Below are 15,604 nucleotides of genomic sequence, written 5' to 3' on the forward strand. Positions count from 1 at the left end.
ATTCCTGATGAGGGTTAAACATGCGCGTACTGGTTGTCGAAGATAATGCCCTGCTGCGTCACCATCTCAAGGTGCAGTTAACGGAACTGGGGCATCAGGTCGATTCCGCCGAGGATGCCAAAGAAGCGGACTATTTTCTCAATGAGCATGTGCCTGACATCGCCATTGTCGATCTCGGCCTGCCGGACGAAGATGGATTATCGCTGATCCGCCGCTGGCGCGGCCATGAGGTAACCATCCCGGTACTGGTGCTGACGGCGCGCGAAGGCTGGCAGGATAAAGTCGAAGTGCTGGGCGCGGGGGCGGATGACTATGTCACCAAGCCCTTTCATATCGAAGAGGTGGTGGCGCGTATTCAGGTACTGCTACGGCGCAACAGCGGCCTCGCTTCACAGGTCATCTCCATGCCGCCGTTTCAGCTCGACCTGTCGCGCCGGGAGTTTTCTATCAATGAGATCCCGGTGAAGCTCACCGCATTTGAATACACCATTATGGAAACCCTGATCCGCAATAACGGTAAAGTCGTCAGTAAGGATTCGCTGATGCTGCAACTTTACCCCGATGCGGAGCTGCGCGAGAGCCACACCATTGATGTGCTCATGGGCCGTCTGCGCAAAAAAATCCTCGCCGAACATCCGGTGGATGTCATCACCACCGTGCGCGGCCAGGGTTACCGCTTCGATCTGCGTCCATGAAAAAACTCGTGAGGCACCTTTTCCCGTTATCGCTGCGGGTGCGCTTCCTGCTGGCGACCGCCGCCGTGGTGCTGGTGCTGTCGCTGGCTTACGGCATGGTGGCGCTGGTGGGTTACAGCGTCAGCTTTGATAAAACCACCTTCCGGCTGCTGCGCGGCGAAAGCAATCTCTTTTATACCCTGGCGAAGTGGGATAACGGCAAAATCAGCGTTGAGATCCCGGAAAACCTCAATCTGCAAAGCCCGACGATGGCAATGATTTATGACGAACGCGGCCATCTGCTGTGGGCGCAGCGCGACGTGCCGCTGTTAGTCAAAGCCATCCGCCCGGAATGGCTGACCGCAAACGGCTTTCATGAGCTGGAAACCGATTTTTCCGCCAGTAGCGCGCTGCTGGGCACTGACCTGTCGTTACAAAAACAGCTGCGCGAATTTCGTGACGACGAAGATAACTATGAAATGACCCACTCGGTGGCGGTAAACCAGTACCCGGCGACGGAACTGATGCCCGCGCTGACCATTGTGGTGGTCGATACCATTCCTATCGAACTCAAGCGTTCGTATATGGTGTGGAGCTGGTTTATCTATGTGTTGATCGCCAACCTGCTGCTGGTGATCCCGCTGCTGTGGCTGGCGGCGTGGTGGAGCCTGCGGCCTATTCAGTCGCTGGCCCGCGAAGTGCGCGAGCTGGAAGAGCATCACCGGGAGCATCTTAACCCGGAGACCACCCGTGAACTCACCAGCCTGGTCACCAACCTTAACCGCCTGTTGACCAGCGAGCGCGAGCGCTACGATAAATACCGCACCACCCTCACCGATCTCACCCACAGCCTGAAAACGCCGTTGGCGGTGCTGCAAAGCACCCTGCGATCGCTGCGTACCGATAAAATGACCGTCAGCCAGGCGGAGCCGGTGATGCTGGAGCAGATCAGCCGGATTTCCCAGCAAATCGGCTATTACCTGCACCGCGCCAGTATGCGCGGCGGCAACGTGCTGATGAGCCGCGAACTGCACCCCGTGGCTCCGCTGCTGGATAGCCTGACATCGGCACTGAATAAGGTGTATCAGCGCAAGGGGGTGACCATCACGCTGGATATCTCCCCGGAAACCATGTTTATGGGCGAGCAGAATGACTTTATGGAAGTGATGGGCAACGTGCTGGATAACGCCTGCAAATACTGCCTGGAGTTTGTCGAGATCACCACCCGGCAAACCGACGACGCGCTGCATCTGTTTGTGGACGACGACGGCCCCGGCATCCCGCTCAGCAAGCGCTCGCTGATCTTCGATCGCGGGCAGCGGGTAGACACGTTGCGTCCCGGCCAGGGTGTGGGATTGTCGGTCGCGCGGGAGATCGTTGAGCAGTACGGCGGCCAGATTGTTCCCGGTGAAAGCCTGCTCGGCGGCGCGCGTATGGAGGTGATTTTTGCCCGGCAGGACATAAATAGCGCAGAGAGCGGCGGTAACGCGCAAAAAACGCCATAAAGGTCATGCAGAGGTGATGCCCCGAGTTATACTCCGCTAAGGTTCTATGCCGACGGAAAATAATATGGACTATCAACTTGATTTAAACTGGCCCGATTTTATTCAGCACCACTGGCAAAAACGCCCGGTAGTGTTGAAACGCGGCTTTAAAAATTTTATCGACCCCCTCTCCCCGGACGAACTGGCGGGTCTGGCCATGGAAAACGAAGTGGATAGCCGGCTGGTCAGCCATCTTGACGGGAAATGGCAGGTCAGCCACGGTCCTTTTGAAAGCTACGATCACCTGGGCGAAAGCAACTGGTCGCTGCTGGTACAGGCCGTCAACCACTGGCATGAACCCACCGCGGCGCTGATGCGCCCGTTCCGCGCCCTGCCCGACTGGCGCACCGACGATCTGATGATCTCCTTCTCGGTGCCAGGCGGCGGCGTTGGCCCGCATCTTGACCAGTACGATGTGTTTATTATCCAGGGCGTGGGCCGCCGCCGCTGGCGCGTGGGCGAAAAAACGCCACTCAAGCAGCACTGCCCGCATCCTGATCTGCTTCAGGTCGACCCGTTTGAGGCGATCATTGATGAAGAGCTGGAGCCGGGCGACATTCTGTACATCCCGCCGGGGTTCCCGCACGAAGGCTATTCGCTGGAAAACTCCATGAACTACTCGGTGGGGTTCCGCGCCCCGAGCGGCCGTGAGTTGATCAGCAGTTTTGCCGATTACGTTCTGCAACGCGAGCTCGGTAGCCAGCGTTATACCGATCCGGATGTGCCGACGCGCCAGTATCCGGCGGATATTCAGCCGCAGGAGCTGGATAAGCTGCGCGAGATGATGCTTGGTCTCATCAACCAGCCGGAGCACTTTAACCAATGGTTCGGCGAGTTTATTACCCAGTCGCGCCACGAGCTGGACGTAAGCCCGGCAGAACCGCCCTATCAGCCGGACGAAGTGTACGACGCGCTGAAACAGGGCGATTCGCTGGTGCGCCTCGGCGGCCTGCGAGTGCTGCGCATCGGCGAAGAGGTGTTTGTTAACGGTGAGAAGATTAACAGCCCTCATCGCCCGGCCCTGAACGCGCTGGCGAATAACATCGTCGTCACCGCTGATAAGCTGGGTGACGCGCTGGAAGATCCGTCTTTCCTGGCGATGCTGGCAGCGCTGGTCAACAGCGGTTACTGGTATTTTACCGATTAATATCTACCCGCTCTGCGTCCCCCGGCGCAGAGCGTTTCCCCAGGCAATTCACCCCGCTGCGTCTAAACTTTAGTCATCTCTTTTTCTCAGGGCTGAGCTATGAACAATGAATCGCTTGCTCCGACTTCTCACGTTATTGCCCGTCCCTCCGAGGCCATTGAAACGCTGTTTGCCATGCTGGATCCCCATGTGAATGCGTTTACCCTCGCAAAAGGGCAACGGCTGACCGAGTCGGAAATGAGCGGTTTTATTTATCTTTTCTATGAGGGGCGGCTGTCATTAATCCGCGATGAGGATGAGCTTTATCTCGGCCATACCACGCAGAAAGCGGTACTGGGGATCATCAGGAATTTTCATCCGCTCGGTCAGTATACTTACCGTGCGGATTTACCCTGCCGGGTCGGCTGTATTCCGGCCAGCGCCGCGTTTGATTTGATAAACCAGAATAACCTGTGGATGGAGATCACTCGCGTTCTGTCATATCATCTTTTTTATATTCTTAAGCGCGACAACCGGCTGACCGGCCATGATTCCTATACCATCATCCGCAATTTAATTCTTGAACTGATGCAACTGCCGGAAGATATTCGGCGTCAACTGCCGCTGGCGAGTTACATTCAAAAATACGCAAAACTGTCGCGCAGTAACATCATGCGTATACTGCGTGAATTAAAGAATGGCAATTATATAGAAACCGAACGCGGGGTCCTGATTAAAGTCAACAACCTGCCAGAAAAGTATTAGTTATTGATATGTCAGCGTTAATACCATTTGAGCGCTCACCGTTCCCGCTGTGATTTGGGTGTCGCTTGCCATAAAGGCATAATAATTTATGGTGACCGTCCCGTTAGTTTTATCAATATTGAAATTGCAATCAGGCGAATACTTTGCGCAGGCAAATGCGCCTTCAGTTCCGCCGTCACGCCGGCTATAATAAACATCCACCGCCACATTCTTTGCAGTACCGGTATTTTTAAGCCGTCCATCCGAAACTCCCCAATCACCTTCCATTCTGACATTGACCATGTCGTAGGCGACGGGACAATTAATAAACACCACCGTAAATGGCACCTGATTAGAATAAAAAAAGGGCAGAAATCCGGGAACCACTTCGGATTTGCCTAAATCGACATCCATGCTTGTACCGCCGGACATTTCACAGGGCGTCGGCGTGATAGTCCCATTGATGTTAATCGTGACATCCGCCGCCTGAGCCGGTATCGCCAGGGACGCAGACAGACAAAATAGCGTAAGCAATAGATTAGCAATGAGTTTCATTGATTTATCCCAGCTATTGATAGGTCAGCGTAGCGCTGACTACCGCAGAAACCGTACCCGGCCTGACATAGCCGGTTTCCGTCCAGATACGGGTATGCAAATTCCAGGTAAATTCCTGATTAGCGATGATACCGGTCATCGATTTACCGTTGCCCAGCGGCGTGCCGTCGGTTGCTCGCAGTTCCACCGCCACATTGGTCGCGGTGCCGCTGTTCTGATAGCGAAAATCAGGGTCCGTGGAATCGGACGTACCGTTAAAGGTAATCGTTGCCAGGGTATACTGGATTGGGCAGTTATAAATCCGAATATCAAACGCAACCCAGTCGCTAAACGACCCCGCCGTCGCCAGGTCGCTCATTTTGATATCATTGCCCAGATTAACGTTAATTGTCGGTTGCTCAACCATGCAGGGCGACGCGATAACCCGCCCCTGTAAAGTGAAAGTTTTAGAATCGGAGAGTTCCGCCACGCACGGATAATAAATAATCATGCACAACAGAAATAATCCGGCCTGACCTGATCGTTTCATATCCAGCCTCCAGCCAGTGTTACTGATAGTTGACGACTAACGTCAACGCGCTTTCCACATCGCCCAGCGTTACCTGCGAGGGAGCATCAACGTAGTAAGCGACATTAAGCGGGATGGAATAATCGCCGCTGCCGTTATATTCGCTAAGAGTGTAATACTGGGTGAGCCGGTAATTTTCCGTCGGTGAACGCAGTAACTGGAAATAAACACCGGCCGCCGAACCCGGTTTGGTATTTATTGTGCCGACAGCGGTATCGTGCGAACCATACGAACTCTGGAACAGATAGCGAATATTGGTAATGGCCCCTGGACATTGAGTTAATGTTACCGGGACACTTTTCATACTGATTGCCCCCACCTGTATATTCGCGCTGGGCAAATCATCGAGCCGGACCACGGCGGGCACATCAATGATGCACGGCGTGATGTAGGGCTGGTTTGACGCGCCACTGTAGTACATTGCCCGCACAGTGGCGACTGGCGCGCCGTTATAATTATTGAAGATCATCTGTACGTTCGGCATGGAAACAGGCCCGGACGGCACATAATCCGCCAGACGCACCAGCCGGTAACTCACCTTAATAGCGCTGCCGACACAGACAGTATTAGCGGGCAGTTGCATGATGTAGGGAGGCGTCGTAGTTTCTGGAAGACAACCGTTAACATCGGTGAGTTTGAATTGCACACCGACCCCCGCATTGGTGGTTATCCATGTCACGCCATCGCCCGTGATACCTCCGCCTATTTGGGTATCTATGTAGCTTCCTGTGACTCCGTTTGTCTCAAGGGAATAAAGCATCTCGCTAACCGCCGCCCAGTCAGTTGTGGCGCCTACCGTAGCGGGTATCGTGAATTTGCTGAGGTCATAAGCGACATTGAGTTGCTCCGCACTGGTAAAATAACCGGCCCGTAGCGGGAACGCGCAGAAGAATAAAAATGTCAGCAGCGCGACGGCCATAGCGTTAGTTTTACTCATCGTTTCCTCCTGCCGGGCGCGCCGGGCCCGGGCGGCAAAGCAGCTCTTTGGTAAACAGACCGGTGTCTTGCGCTTTTACCCCCAGCCGGAAATCAGCGGTACAGCTCGCAGCGCCCCACTCCGCCAAAAGCTGCCCCGACTCCGGCAGGACGCGCAGGTAAACCTCGCCGCCTTCGCCGACAATGCTGCTGCTGGCACCTTCTGCACCCACCAGCGTCACGGTGGAGCCAAACGGCGCAGGTTTGCCATCCGGCAACCGCAACGTGAGAAGCGCGCGCTGGCCGATGCTGGTCGCGAAGGAGGCGCGGGCAATTGCCCCACGGGTTGGCACCACGGTCTGGGCGGCAAGATCCATATCCACATTTTCACCGAAAGTCGTGTTGTCCAGCGTGATGGTATTTTCGCGATACGGCGTGGCGTACGGCACCAGGGTGTAACCACGGAAATCCGTTGCGACGCCGGTCTGGTTCTGAACGCTAACCCCGCTGGCACCGGGCGCTTTAACCAGGATGGCGGTTTCACCTAGCGACTGGGCCAGCGTCACGCCATTGCGGTGGCCGACAATGCTGCCTTTCACGCCATAGTTGACGCGCCGCTGGTCGCTGTCATGACCGTAGCCCAGCGTGGTCTCGCCATAGGTTCCCCGGTAGTTGGCGCTGGCCGTGCCGCTCATCTGGTCATCATCGCTATTGCGCGATTCCTGAACGCTCCAGTTAAAGTTATTGTCTTCCAGCAGCGACCCGTTCAGCCCAACGCTGTGCGTAGTGCCGCTATCACTGGTGAAGGTGCCGCTGTAGTTAGCCCAGGTTTTGTGCAGCCAGCGATCAAGGGGGATGTTGATATTAAAATAGAGCAGCCGATCGTTTTCAGAGGAAACCGGACCGGAGATTTGCTGTGACGACGCGGTATTCTGCGTTTCGCTATAGGTCACGCCGTAACTGATGCCATTCCAGTTATTGTTATAGCTCACTGACAGCGATTGCGACTCCTGGCTACTGTCCCAGTAATCTTCACGTACAAAACTCAGGGTCACTGCGCCCGCAAAGAGTGCCGTGTTCTGGCTAAGCGAGAATTCAATGCGATTTTTCCGCCGCTCCGCCAGCAGGAAATCATTATCGCTGGTCCAGGATTCCAGCGTTTCCGGCAAGGTGTAATAGTTACCGTCCAGATAGCGGTAGCCCGCAATGGCAAATGTCGTGCCGGTCGCGGTTATCGATTTGCTGTAGCGCAACCGCACAGCTTCGCCCCTGGCCTCGTCACGGTTTTTCACCGTCGCCCGGGCCGCCGTCACATCGCCTGACACCGCCCCCCAGTCGCCCCCATTCAGCCCTAACCCCAGCGCACCGGCGCTATAGCGTGAAGGCGCATACTGAACGCCGCCGTACAGCGTGAGTTGCCACGGCAGACCATAAATACCGGTCGCCTGATAAAAATTGTTTTTATCTACGCTGCTGTTATAGGTCCGGTATTCGCCGCCCGCGAAATCATATTTCAGCCGTCCTTCGCGCTGTAATACGGGCAACGAGGCGAAAGGCACCACGAAATGCTGTTCGCTGCCGTCGCTTTCCTGCACCGTGACGTTGAGATCGCCGCTGCTGCCCGTGGGATAAATATCGTTGATTTCAAACGCGCCGGGCGCGACGGTGGTGCGGTAAATAATGTAACTGTTCTGGCGGATCACCACTTCAGCGTTGGTACGGGCGATACCGCGTACCACCGGGGCGTAACCGCGCACGCTTTCCGGCAGCATGTCGTCATCGGAGGCTAACTGCACCCCGCGAAACGAGACGTTATCAAAGACATCGGAAGGCGAGACCCCATCGCCCAGCAAAAGCTGGCCCTGCAACGGAACAATTTCCCGCTGGGCGTAGGTATAGATCGTGTCCCAGCTATCCTGACCGTTGCCGTCGTTATACCAGGTGGTGTAGTTACGAAGCCGCCACGCGCCGAGATTCATCCCGGGCCGCAGGTTAAGATAATCGGTGCGTTTACTGCCGCCGTCGCTGTCTGACAGGTAATCCACGCCCGAATACGCGTAATTCATAATCAGCGCATTGATGCCGTCATCCCAGCGTTCCGGGGGAATGTAGCCGCGAGCGCGCACGTTTATCGCCTGTTGCGGGAAATCCAGTTGCAGGCGCTGCTCATTAAACAGGAACGTCGATTTGGCATCGGGGATTTGGCTGAGATCGGCGCAGCCTTTGTCATCATCTGTCAGCGCCGGGTAATCCTCGACATTCACCCCGTAGCTTTCCAGCACCGCCCGGCTCAGGCACGGAACTAATGTCTTATCCTCTTTACCCAGCGTTCGAAAAGTTACATCCCGCGTCTCCTGTTTTTGCTGATTCACATAGATATCAACACGATAAACGCCCGGCGCTTGCGAGCCCGCGCTGAATCCTGATAAATCGCTAACGCTCTGCTCGGGCGCGGCCACTTCAACCAACGCGGGATCGAAATACTCCTCGGCGCCGACAGCAAAACTGAGACATGAAAGCCCCGTTGCGAGGCAGTACCTTACCGTAAAAAAAAGTCGGTTTAGCATCCCAGCCTCCGTAGTTATCTATTTGTAATAGTTAAAGAGAAGTCTGGTGCTCTTTACCGCCGGCACCGTAGTCAGTAATTAATGCCCAGCTCATCTGGCTGCCGCTGGTACTGGCGGGCAACGCGAAACTGGCGGTTGAGTTCGGGGCCACGTAGGTTACCGTGGGTACAGGCTGCCCGTTGATGCGGACATACAGAAAATTCATATAAAACGGCGTGGGATTGTTGACGGTGAGGTTTCCCCCACTGCGCTGCCAGCGCAATTTATCAGCCAGCTCCTCAGGGTTCTGGGAATTTAACCCTGCGGGCCGATAAATCATTTTGATGCGATTTTTAATGGCTATCTTCAGCGCATTTTGTTGTTTGGTGGTTGAGGGAATCGCTTTAACATTTAGCCAGTAAAGCGTTTCTTTAACCTGACACTGGGGGGATATATTCTCGATGCGCAGCAAGTTTTTCTGCCCTTGATCCAGGCGAAATAAGGGCGGCGTGAGCAGAAAGGCGCTTTTCGCCGATCCTCCGCTTTCTGATTCAATCCATGACTGAATTAAATACGGGATCTTGTCAGGGTTATTAACACTGAGGGAGGCCTCCTTTTTATCTCCATGAAAAATAAGCCGGGTACCACCGATAACCACGCCAGCATAACTGTTTGACATGACCGTTAATAATAGAAGGACCAATACTTTCATTAATGAAAATATGTTCATGCATGCACCTTTGACTGATGAAAGCCAATAGTAAAACCGGGAATTTCCCGGTTTTACTTCGCGCTGCAATTAGCAGTAATTTAGTTATAGACTACGGTAAAGCTTGTTGCCGCATTTGCTACACCCGCAGTAACAGTATCTGAGATGGCACGGTAATAAGCGGTATAATTCAGAGACATTGTTCCATCAGTACCAATTGGCAAAAAGGTGGTCGGGGTCACTTTCATGGAAACCGGGTTATCCGTCGAGTCTTTAATTTCCACACCTACGCCCGTTGCAGCGCCGGCGCCGTTGGTAAGGGCGAGAACGGTGTCGTCGCCAACCACGCTTTCACCTTCAAATTTAATCGCTGCGCCGCTCACGCCGGTCGCGGTTGTCGGGCAACCGGTTAATTTGATGGTGAATTTGGTGGCGCTCTCTTCATCGCCGACCTGGTTAAAAGAAGATTTATTTACTTTGCCCAAATCTACGGTCATATCTTTAGAATCTGCATCCACCTGGCAAGAGGTATCAACAATTTCACCAGTGAAATTAATAACACCATCGCTGGCTAATGCGGCACCGGTGTTAATAGCAGAGATTACGGCAAGGGAAATAAGCAGCTTTTTCATATTGGTATTCACTTTGTAAATAATGAGTCGGTTAATAATTAACGTCCGTTTATGTTCACTCCTTAAGTGCGAAGAATAATAAACCGTTCGATTGGGCGTGAAAATGTCCAAAAAGGCACACCTGAATAATGGCACCCAGAGAGTAAGGGGAATTATTAAATATAAAAGTGAGAGAGGTAAAAAGGCTTCCATAAAATATGAAAGCCTCTAAAAAATTAACGTTGCGCGGTGAGTTCAGCGATACGCACAATAACTGCGACGGCTTTTTCCATCCCTTCCAGCGTCACGAATTCATGTTTGCCGTGGTAGTTATATCCGCCGGTAAATAAGTTCGGGCAAGGCAATCCTTTGAAAGATAACTGCGCACCGTCAGTGCCGCCGCGGATCGGCTTCATGATGGGTTCGATATCGCAGTCCTGCATCGCCTGCTGGGCAATCTCAATAATATGTGGATGCTCCGCCACTTTATCGCGCATATTGTAATAGCTGTCTTCAATCACCAGTTCGATATAGCAATCCGGGTGCAACCCTTTGCCGACCTTTTTGGCGATATCCATCATCTTACGCTTGCGCGCTTCAAACTTACTGCGGTCAAAATCGCGGATGATGTAATGCATTTCCGCTTTATCCACGTTGCCCTTCATGCTGTGCAGATGATAAAAGCCTTCATAACCCTCGGTCATTTCCGGGCTCTCATCAGCTGGGACGTCGGCGTGAATACGCGCCGCCAGCGACAGTGCATTCACCATCACCCCTTTGGCGGTGCCGGGATGCACATTGTTACCGACGATTTTGATGGTCACCGAGGCGGCATTGAAGTTTTCAAACTCCAGTTCGCCGACCCCGCCGCCGTCCACGGTATAGGCCCACTGGGCGTTAAACTGTTCGACATCGAAAAACTTCGCGCCCTTGCCCACTTCTTCATCCGGCGTGAACGCCACGCGGATATCGCCATGGGGAATATTGTTGCCTTTCAGCACCGCCATAGCGGTCATGATTTCCGCCACACCCGCTTTATCATCCGCACCGAGCAGCGTTTTGCCGTCGGTGGTGATCAGCGTCTGGCCCAGTAGTTGGTGCAGTACCGGGAACATCACCGGTGACAGCACTTCATCGCCAATGCCCAGCGCGATATCGCCGCCGCGATAGTTTTCGAGAATTTGCGGATTAACGTTTTTACCGCTGAAATCAGGCGACGTGTCGACATGGGAAATAAAGCCAATCGCCGGGACGGCGTAATCAACGTTGGACGGCAGCGTGCCCATCACCGTGCCCTGTTCGCTGAGAGTGACGTTCACCAGTCCCAACTCTTCCATTTGCGTCTTGAGAATACGCAGCAGTTTCCACTGCCCTTCGGTACTTGGGACCTGACGGACACCCGCTTTAGATTGCGTGTCCAGTGAGACATAGTGCAAAAAACGTTCTAGTAATTTATCCATGCAGCCACCCTCATTTTTGTGACAACATTATCAATAAGCCCGAAAATACAAATATTGCGCCACATCACTTTTAACCTTCCGGGGGTGAAAAAAAGCCTTTTTGCCGGTTTGAGTGACAATGTGTCAGCATTGGGATAAAACCCTTGTCAAAGCGTAGTGTAAATCCCTGTAAGCAGGAGTATGAATGCGCATGAAGCATTGGCGATTTCAATGCTTTGCCGTAGAATGCCTGCCCTTGTTAATTTATGTGTCAGCCCAGGTGGTAAATCACAAACCCCGCATCCGGCGCTGTTTGCCGATGCGTTAGTTATGGGACAGCGTAAAAAATTGAATAAACACTCCCGTTCGCTTTCGCCGCTGGTTCAACTGGCGGGAATTCAGAAAGGTTTTGATGGTAAAAATGTCATTACTGACTTATCCCTGACCATCAACAATGGTGAATTTCTCACACTGCTTGGCCCGTCGGGCTGCGGTAAGACCACCGTCCTGCGCCTGATTGCCGGCCTGGAAACGGTGGATTCCGGCCAGATCATTCTTGATGGCCAGGAGATTACCGATGTTCCCGCCGAGCATCGTCACGTCAATACCGTCTTCCAGAGTTATGCCCTTTTCCCGCACATGACCGTGTTTGAAAACGTGGCGTTTGGCCTGCGGATGCAGAAAACCCCGTCGAGCGAGATTACCCCCAGGGTAATGGATGCGCTAAAGATGGTTCAGCTTGACAGTTTCGCCACCCGTAAACCCCATCAACTCTCCGGCGGCCAGCAGCAGCGCGTGGCTATCGCCCGTGCGGTGGTCAACAAGCCGCGCCTGCTGTTGCTGGACGAATCGCTCTCCGCGCTGGATTACAAGCTGCGTAAACAGATGCAGAACGAGCTGAAAGCGCTACAGCGTAAACTTGGCATTACCTTTGTGTTCGTCACCCACGATCAGGAAGAGGCGTTGACCATGTCCGATCGCATCGTGGTGATGCGCGACGGGCGCATTGAGCAAGACGGTACGCCGCGCGAAATCTATGAAGAGCCGAAGAATCTGTTTGTCGCCAGCTTTATCGGCGAGATCAATATCTTCGATGCCACCGTGATGGAGCGGGTCGACGACCAGCGAGTGCGCGCCCGCGTTGAAGGCCGGGAATGCTTTATCTATGTGAATTTCCCGGTTAGCGCAGGCCAGCAATTAAAAGTGCTGTTGCGTCCGGAAGATTTGCGCGTCGAAGAGATCAACGATGCCAGCGAGGCCGAAGGGCTGATCGGCTTTGTGCGCGAGCGCAACTATAAAGGCATGACGCTGGAATCGGTGGTCGAGCTGGAAAACGGCAAAATGGTGATGGTGAGCGAGTTCTTTAACGAGGACGACCCGGACTTTGACCACTCCCTGGACCAGAAGATGGTGGTGAACTGGGTTGAGAGTTGGGAGGTTGTGCTGGCTGATGAAGAGCGCGCGTAAATTCCAGAATGTGGTGATTGCCACTATCGTCGGTTGGCTGCTGATTTTTGTCTTTCTGCCCAATCTGATGATCATCGGCACCAGCTTTTTGACCCGCGACGATGCTAACTTCGTCAGCCTGGTCTTTACCCTGGATAACTATGCGCGTCTGCTCGACCCGCTCTACTTCCAGGTGCTGCTGCACTCCCTGAATATGGCGCTGATCGCCACCGTGGCCTGTCTGGCGTTGGGTTACCCCTTCGCCTGGTTTCTGGCGCGCCTGCCGGAAAAAGTGCGTCCGCTGCTGCTGTTTTTGTTGATTGTGCCCTTCTGGACCAATTCGCTGATCCGTATCTACGGTTTAAAGATTTTTCTCAGCACTAAGGGCTATCTCAATGAGTTCCTGCTGTGGCTGGGGGTGATCGACACGCCGATGCGCATTATGTACACCCCGAGCGCGGTGATAATCGGGCTGGTGTATATCCTGCTGCCGTTTATGGTGATGCCGCTCTACTCGAGCATTGAAAAGCTCGATAAACCGCTGCTGGAAGCGGCGCGGGATCTCGGCGCCAGTAAACTCCAGACCTTTATCCGCATCATTGTGCCGCTGACCATGCCGGGTATTATCGCCGGATGCCTGCTGGTGATGCTGCCGGCGATGGGCCTGTTTTACGTCTCCGACCTGATGGGCGGCGCGAAGAACCTGCTGATCGGCAACGTGATTAAGAGCCAGTTCCTGAATATCCGCGACTGGCCGTTCGGCTCGGCCACCAGCGTCACCCTGACGGTGGTGATGGGCCTGATGCTGCTGGTTTACTGGCGCGCCGCGCGGTTACTGAACAAGAAGGGGGATCTGGAATGATCGGCCGCATCCTTCGCGGCGGCTTTATGACCGCCATCTACGCCTATCTGTATATCCCGATCATCATTCTGATCGTCAACTCGTTTAACAGCGCGCGCTTCGGCATCAACTGGCAGGGCTTTACCACCCACTGGTATAGCCTGCTGATGAATAACGACAGTCTGTTACAGGCGGCGAAACACTCCCTGACCATGGCGATCTTCTCCGCCACCTTCGCCACGCTCATCGGTTCCCTGACCGCCGTGGCGCTCTACCGCTACCGGTTCAGCGGCAAGCCGTTCGTCAGCGGGATGCTGTTTGTGGTGATGATGTCGCCGGATATCGTAATGGCGATTTCGCTGCTGGTGCTGTTTATGCTGCTCGGCATCCAGCTCGGCTTCTGGTCGCTGCTGTTCTCCCATATCACGTTCTGCCTGCCGTTTGTGGTCGTGACGGTCTATTCGCGCCTGAAAGGCTTTGATGTGCGGATGCTGGAAGCCGCCCGGGATCTGGGCGCCGGGGAGATCACCATCCTGCGCAAGATCATTCTGCCGCTGGCGATGCCCGCCGTCGCCGCCGGATGGGTGCTGAGTTTTACCCTGTCGATGGATGACGTAGTGGTGTCGTCATTTGTTACCGGCCCGAGCTATGAAATTTTGCCGTTGAAGATCTACTCGATGGTGAAAGTCGGCGTATCTCCGGAAGTTAACGCGCTGGCCACCATTCTGCTGGTGCTGTCGTTGGCGCTGGTGATCACCAGCCAGTTGATTGCACGCGATAAAACCAAAAGTCTGGCTCGTTCGTCAGGCTAACTAAAACAGGAGACGTAAGAGTGAAAAAATGGTCACGCCACCTGCTTGCCGCCGGTGCATTAGCCCTGGGAATGAGCGCCGCCCACGCGGACGACAGTAAAACCGTCTACTTCTATAACTGGACCGAGTATGTACCGCCGGGCCTGCTGGAGCAGTTCACCAAAGAGACCGGCATTAAGGTGATTTATTCGACCTACGAGTCGAACGAAACCATGTACGCCAAGCTGAAAACCTATAAAGAAGGGGCGTACGATCTGGTGGTGCCGTCGACCTATTTTGTCGACAAAATGCGCAAAGAAGGCATGATCCAGAAGATCGACAAAAGCAAACTGACCAACTTCCATAACCTCGACCCGGCGATGCTGAACAAGCCGTTCGATCCCAACAATGATTACTCCATCCCGTATATCTGGGGTGCCACGGCAATTGGCGTCAACAGCGAAAGCATCGATCCGAAAACCGTGACCCGCTGGGCGGATCTGTGGAAACCGGAGTACAAAGGCAGCCTGCTGCTGACCGACGATGCCCGGGAAGTGTTCCAGATGGCGCTGCTGAAGCTGGGCCTGTCCGGTAACACCACCGATCGCAAACAGATCGAACAGGCTTACCACGAATTGCAGAAGCTGATGCCTAACGTGGCGGCGTTCAACTCCGATAACCCGGCTAACCCCTATATGGAAGGCGAAGTGAATCTGGGGATGGTGTGGAACGGCTCGGCGTGGGTGGCGCGTCAGGCGGGCACGCCGCTGCAGATCGTCTGGCCGGAAGAAGGCGGGATTTTCTGGATGGACAGCCTGTCGATCCCCTCCAACGCAAAAAACGTGGATGGCGCGATGCAGCTGATTAACTTCCTGCTGCGCCCGGACGTGGCGAAACAGGTAGCGGAAACCATCGGTTACCCGACGCCAAACCTTGAAGCACGCAAGCTGCTGAGCAAAGAGGTGTCCGGCGATAAATCCCTGTATCCGGATCAGGCGACGATTGATAAAGGTGAATGGCAGAACGATGTCGGCGACGCCAGCGCCATTTATGAAGAGTATTACCAAAAACTGAAAGCGGGCCGTTAAGCGCTTG

At 54.2% G+C, this 15,604-nt stretch carries 15 protein-coding genes; 8 read left to right on the top strand and 7 right to left on the bottom strand.

Annotated elements, in window-relative coordinates; genetic code table 11:
- Window positions 1–20 precede the first annotated feature (20 nt).
- From phoP to FHW74_RS01465, 4 genes are all read left to right on the top strand, one after another.
- Window positions 21–695 carry a two-component system response regulator PhoP gene (gene phoP / locus FHW74_RS01450; protein WP_183168811.1) on the top strand — a complete coding sequence of 225 codons (675 nt, stop codon included), beginning with the start codon at window positions 21–23 and terminating at the stop codon, window positions 693–695.
- Window positions 692–2,179 carry a two-component system sensor histidine kinase PhoQ gene (gene phoQ / locus FHW74_RS01455; protein ID WP_183168812.1) on the top strand — a complete coding sequence of 496 codons (1,488 nt, stop codon included), beginning with the start codon at window positions 692–694 and terminating at the stop codon, window positions 2,177–2,179. The genes phoP and phoQ overlap by 4 nt, the downstream gene beginning before the upstream one ends.
- Before the next feature lie 64 nt (window positions 2,180–2,243).
- The gene (locus tag FHW74_RS01460) at window positions 2,244–3,365 is read left to right on the top strand and encodes a cupin domain-containing protein (protein WP_183168813.1); all 1,122 of its coding nucleotides are present in this window, start codon (window positions 2,244–2,246) and stop codon (window positions 3,363–3,365) included.
- A 99-nt stretch (window positions 3,366–3,464) separates the two neighbouring features.
- Complete coding sequence (locus FHW74_RS01465) at window positions 3,465–4,109, top strand: helix-turn-helix domain-containing protein (RefSeq protein WP_183168814.1); 645 nt, start codon at window positions 3,465–3,467, stop codon at window positions 4,107–4,109.
- Here FHW74_RS01465 and FHW74_RS01470 read toward each other — a convergent pair whose 3' ends face one another.
- The 7 genes from FHW74_RS01470 to pepT all read right to left on the bottom strand — a co-directional run bounded on the left by FHW74_RS01470 (window position 4,110) and on the right by pepT (window position 11,452).
- Window positions 4,110–4,643: a fimbrial protein gene (locus FHW74_RS01470; protein ID WP_183168815.1), complete on the bottom strand. Its 534-nt coding sequence runs from the start codon at window positions 4,641–4,643 to the stop codon at window positions 4,110–4,112.
- Between the two features lie 13 nt (window positions 4,644–4,656).
- Entirely contained in the window at window positions 4,657–5,172 is a 516-nt protein-coding gene (locus tag FHW74_RS01475) for a fimbrial protein (protein WP_183168816.1), read from the bottom strand.
- Window positions 5,173–5,191: 19 nt separating this feature from the next.
- Window positions 5,192–6,148 carry a fimbrial protein gene (locus FHW74_RS01480; protein WP_183168817.1) on the bottom strand — a complete coding sequence of 319 codons (957 nt, stop codon included), beginning with the start codon at window positions 6,146–6,148 and terminating at the stop codon, window positions 5,192–5,194.
- A complete protein-coding gene (locus FHW74_RS01485; RefSeq protein ID WP_183168818.1) occupies window positions 6,141–8,693 on the bottom strand; it encodes a fimbria/pilus outer membrane usher protein in 2,553 nt (850 codons plus the stop codon). The genes FHW74_RS01480 and FHW74_RS01485 overlap by 8 nt, the downstream gene beginning before the upstream one ends.
- 31 nt (window positions 8,694–8,724) lie before the next feature.
- A complete protein-coding gene (locus FHW74_RS01490) occupies window positions 8,725–9,402 on the bottom strand; it encodes a molecular chaperone (protein ID WP_183168819.1) in 678 nt (225 codons plus the stop codon).
- 80 nt (window positions 9,403–9,482) lie between these two features.
- Entirely contained in the window at window positions 9,483–10,124 is a 642-nt protein-coding gene (locus tag FHW74_RS01495) for a fimbrial protein (RefSeq protein WP_183168820.1), read from the bottom strand.
- A 104-nt stretch (window positions 10,125–10,228) separates the two neighbouring features.
- Window positions 10,229–11,452, bottom strand: a complete 1,224-nt coding sequence (pepT, locus tag FHW74_RS01500) for a peptidase T (protein ID WP_183168821.1) — start codon at window positions 11,450–11,452, stop codon at window positions 10,229–10,231.
- Window positions 11,453–11,761: 309 nt separating this feature from the next.
- Here pepT and potA point away from each other — a divergent pair, with 309 nt between their 5' ends.
- Genes potA through potD form a run of 4 tightly spaced genes read left to right on the top strand, consistent with a single transcriptional unit; the run spans window position 11,762 to window position 15,597 of the window.
- Window positions 11,762–12,898 carry a spermidine/putrescine ABC transporter ATP-binding protein PotA gene (gene potA, locus FHW74_RS01505; RefSeq protein WP_183168822.1) on the top strand — a complete coding sequence of 379 codons (1,137 nt, stop codon included), beginning with the start codon at window positions 11,762–11,764 and terminating at the stop codon, window positions 12,896–12,898.
- Window positions 12,882–13,739 carry a spermidine/putrescine ABC transporter permease PotB gene (potB, locus tag FHW74_RS01510; protein WP_183168823.1) on the top strand — a complete coding sequence of 286 codons (858 nt, stop codon included), beginning with the start codon at window positions 12,882–12,884 and terminating at the stop codon, window positions 13,737–13,739. The genes potA and potB overlap by 17 nt, the downstream gene beginning before the upstream one ends.
- Window positions 13,736–14,530, top strand: coding sequence for a spermidine/putrescine ABC transporter permease PotC (gene potC, locus FHW74_RS01515; RefSeq protein WP_183168824.1), 795 nt, complete (start codon window positions 13,736–13,738; stop codon window positions 14,528–14,530). Before potB ends, potC begins: the two co-directional genes overlap by 4 nt.
- A 20-nt stretch (window positions 14,531–14,550) precedes the next feature.
- On the top strand, window positions 14,551–15,597 hold the full coding sequence (gene potD / locus FHW74_RS01520; RefSeq protein ID WP_183168825.1) for a spermidine/putrescine ABC transporter substrate-binding protein PotD: 1,047 nt from the start codon (window positions 14,551–14,553) through the stop codon (window positions 15,595–15,597).
- The last annotated feature ends 7 nt before the right edge of the window (window positions 15,598–15,604 follow it).

Origin of the sequence: Atlantibacter sp. RC6 (genome assembly GCF_014193285.1) — a bacterium.
GTDB lineage: Bacteria > Pseudomonadota > Gammaproteobacteria > Enterobacterales > Enterobacteriaceae > Atlantibacter.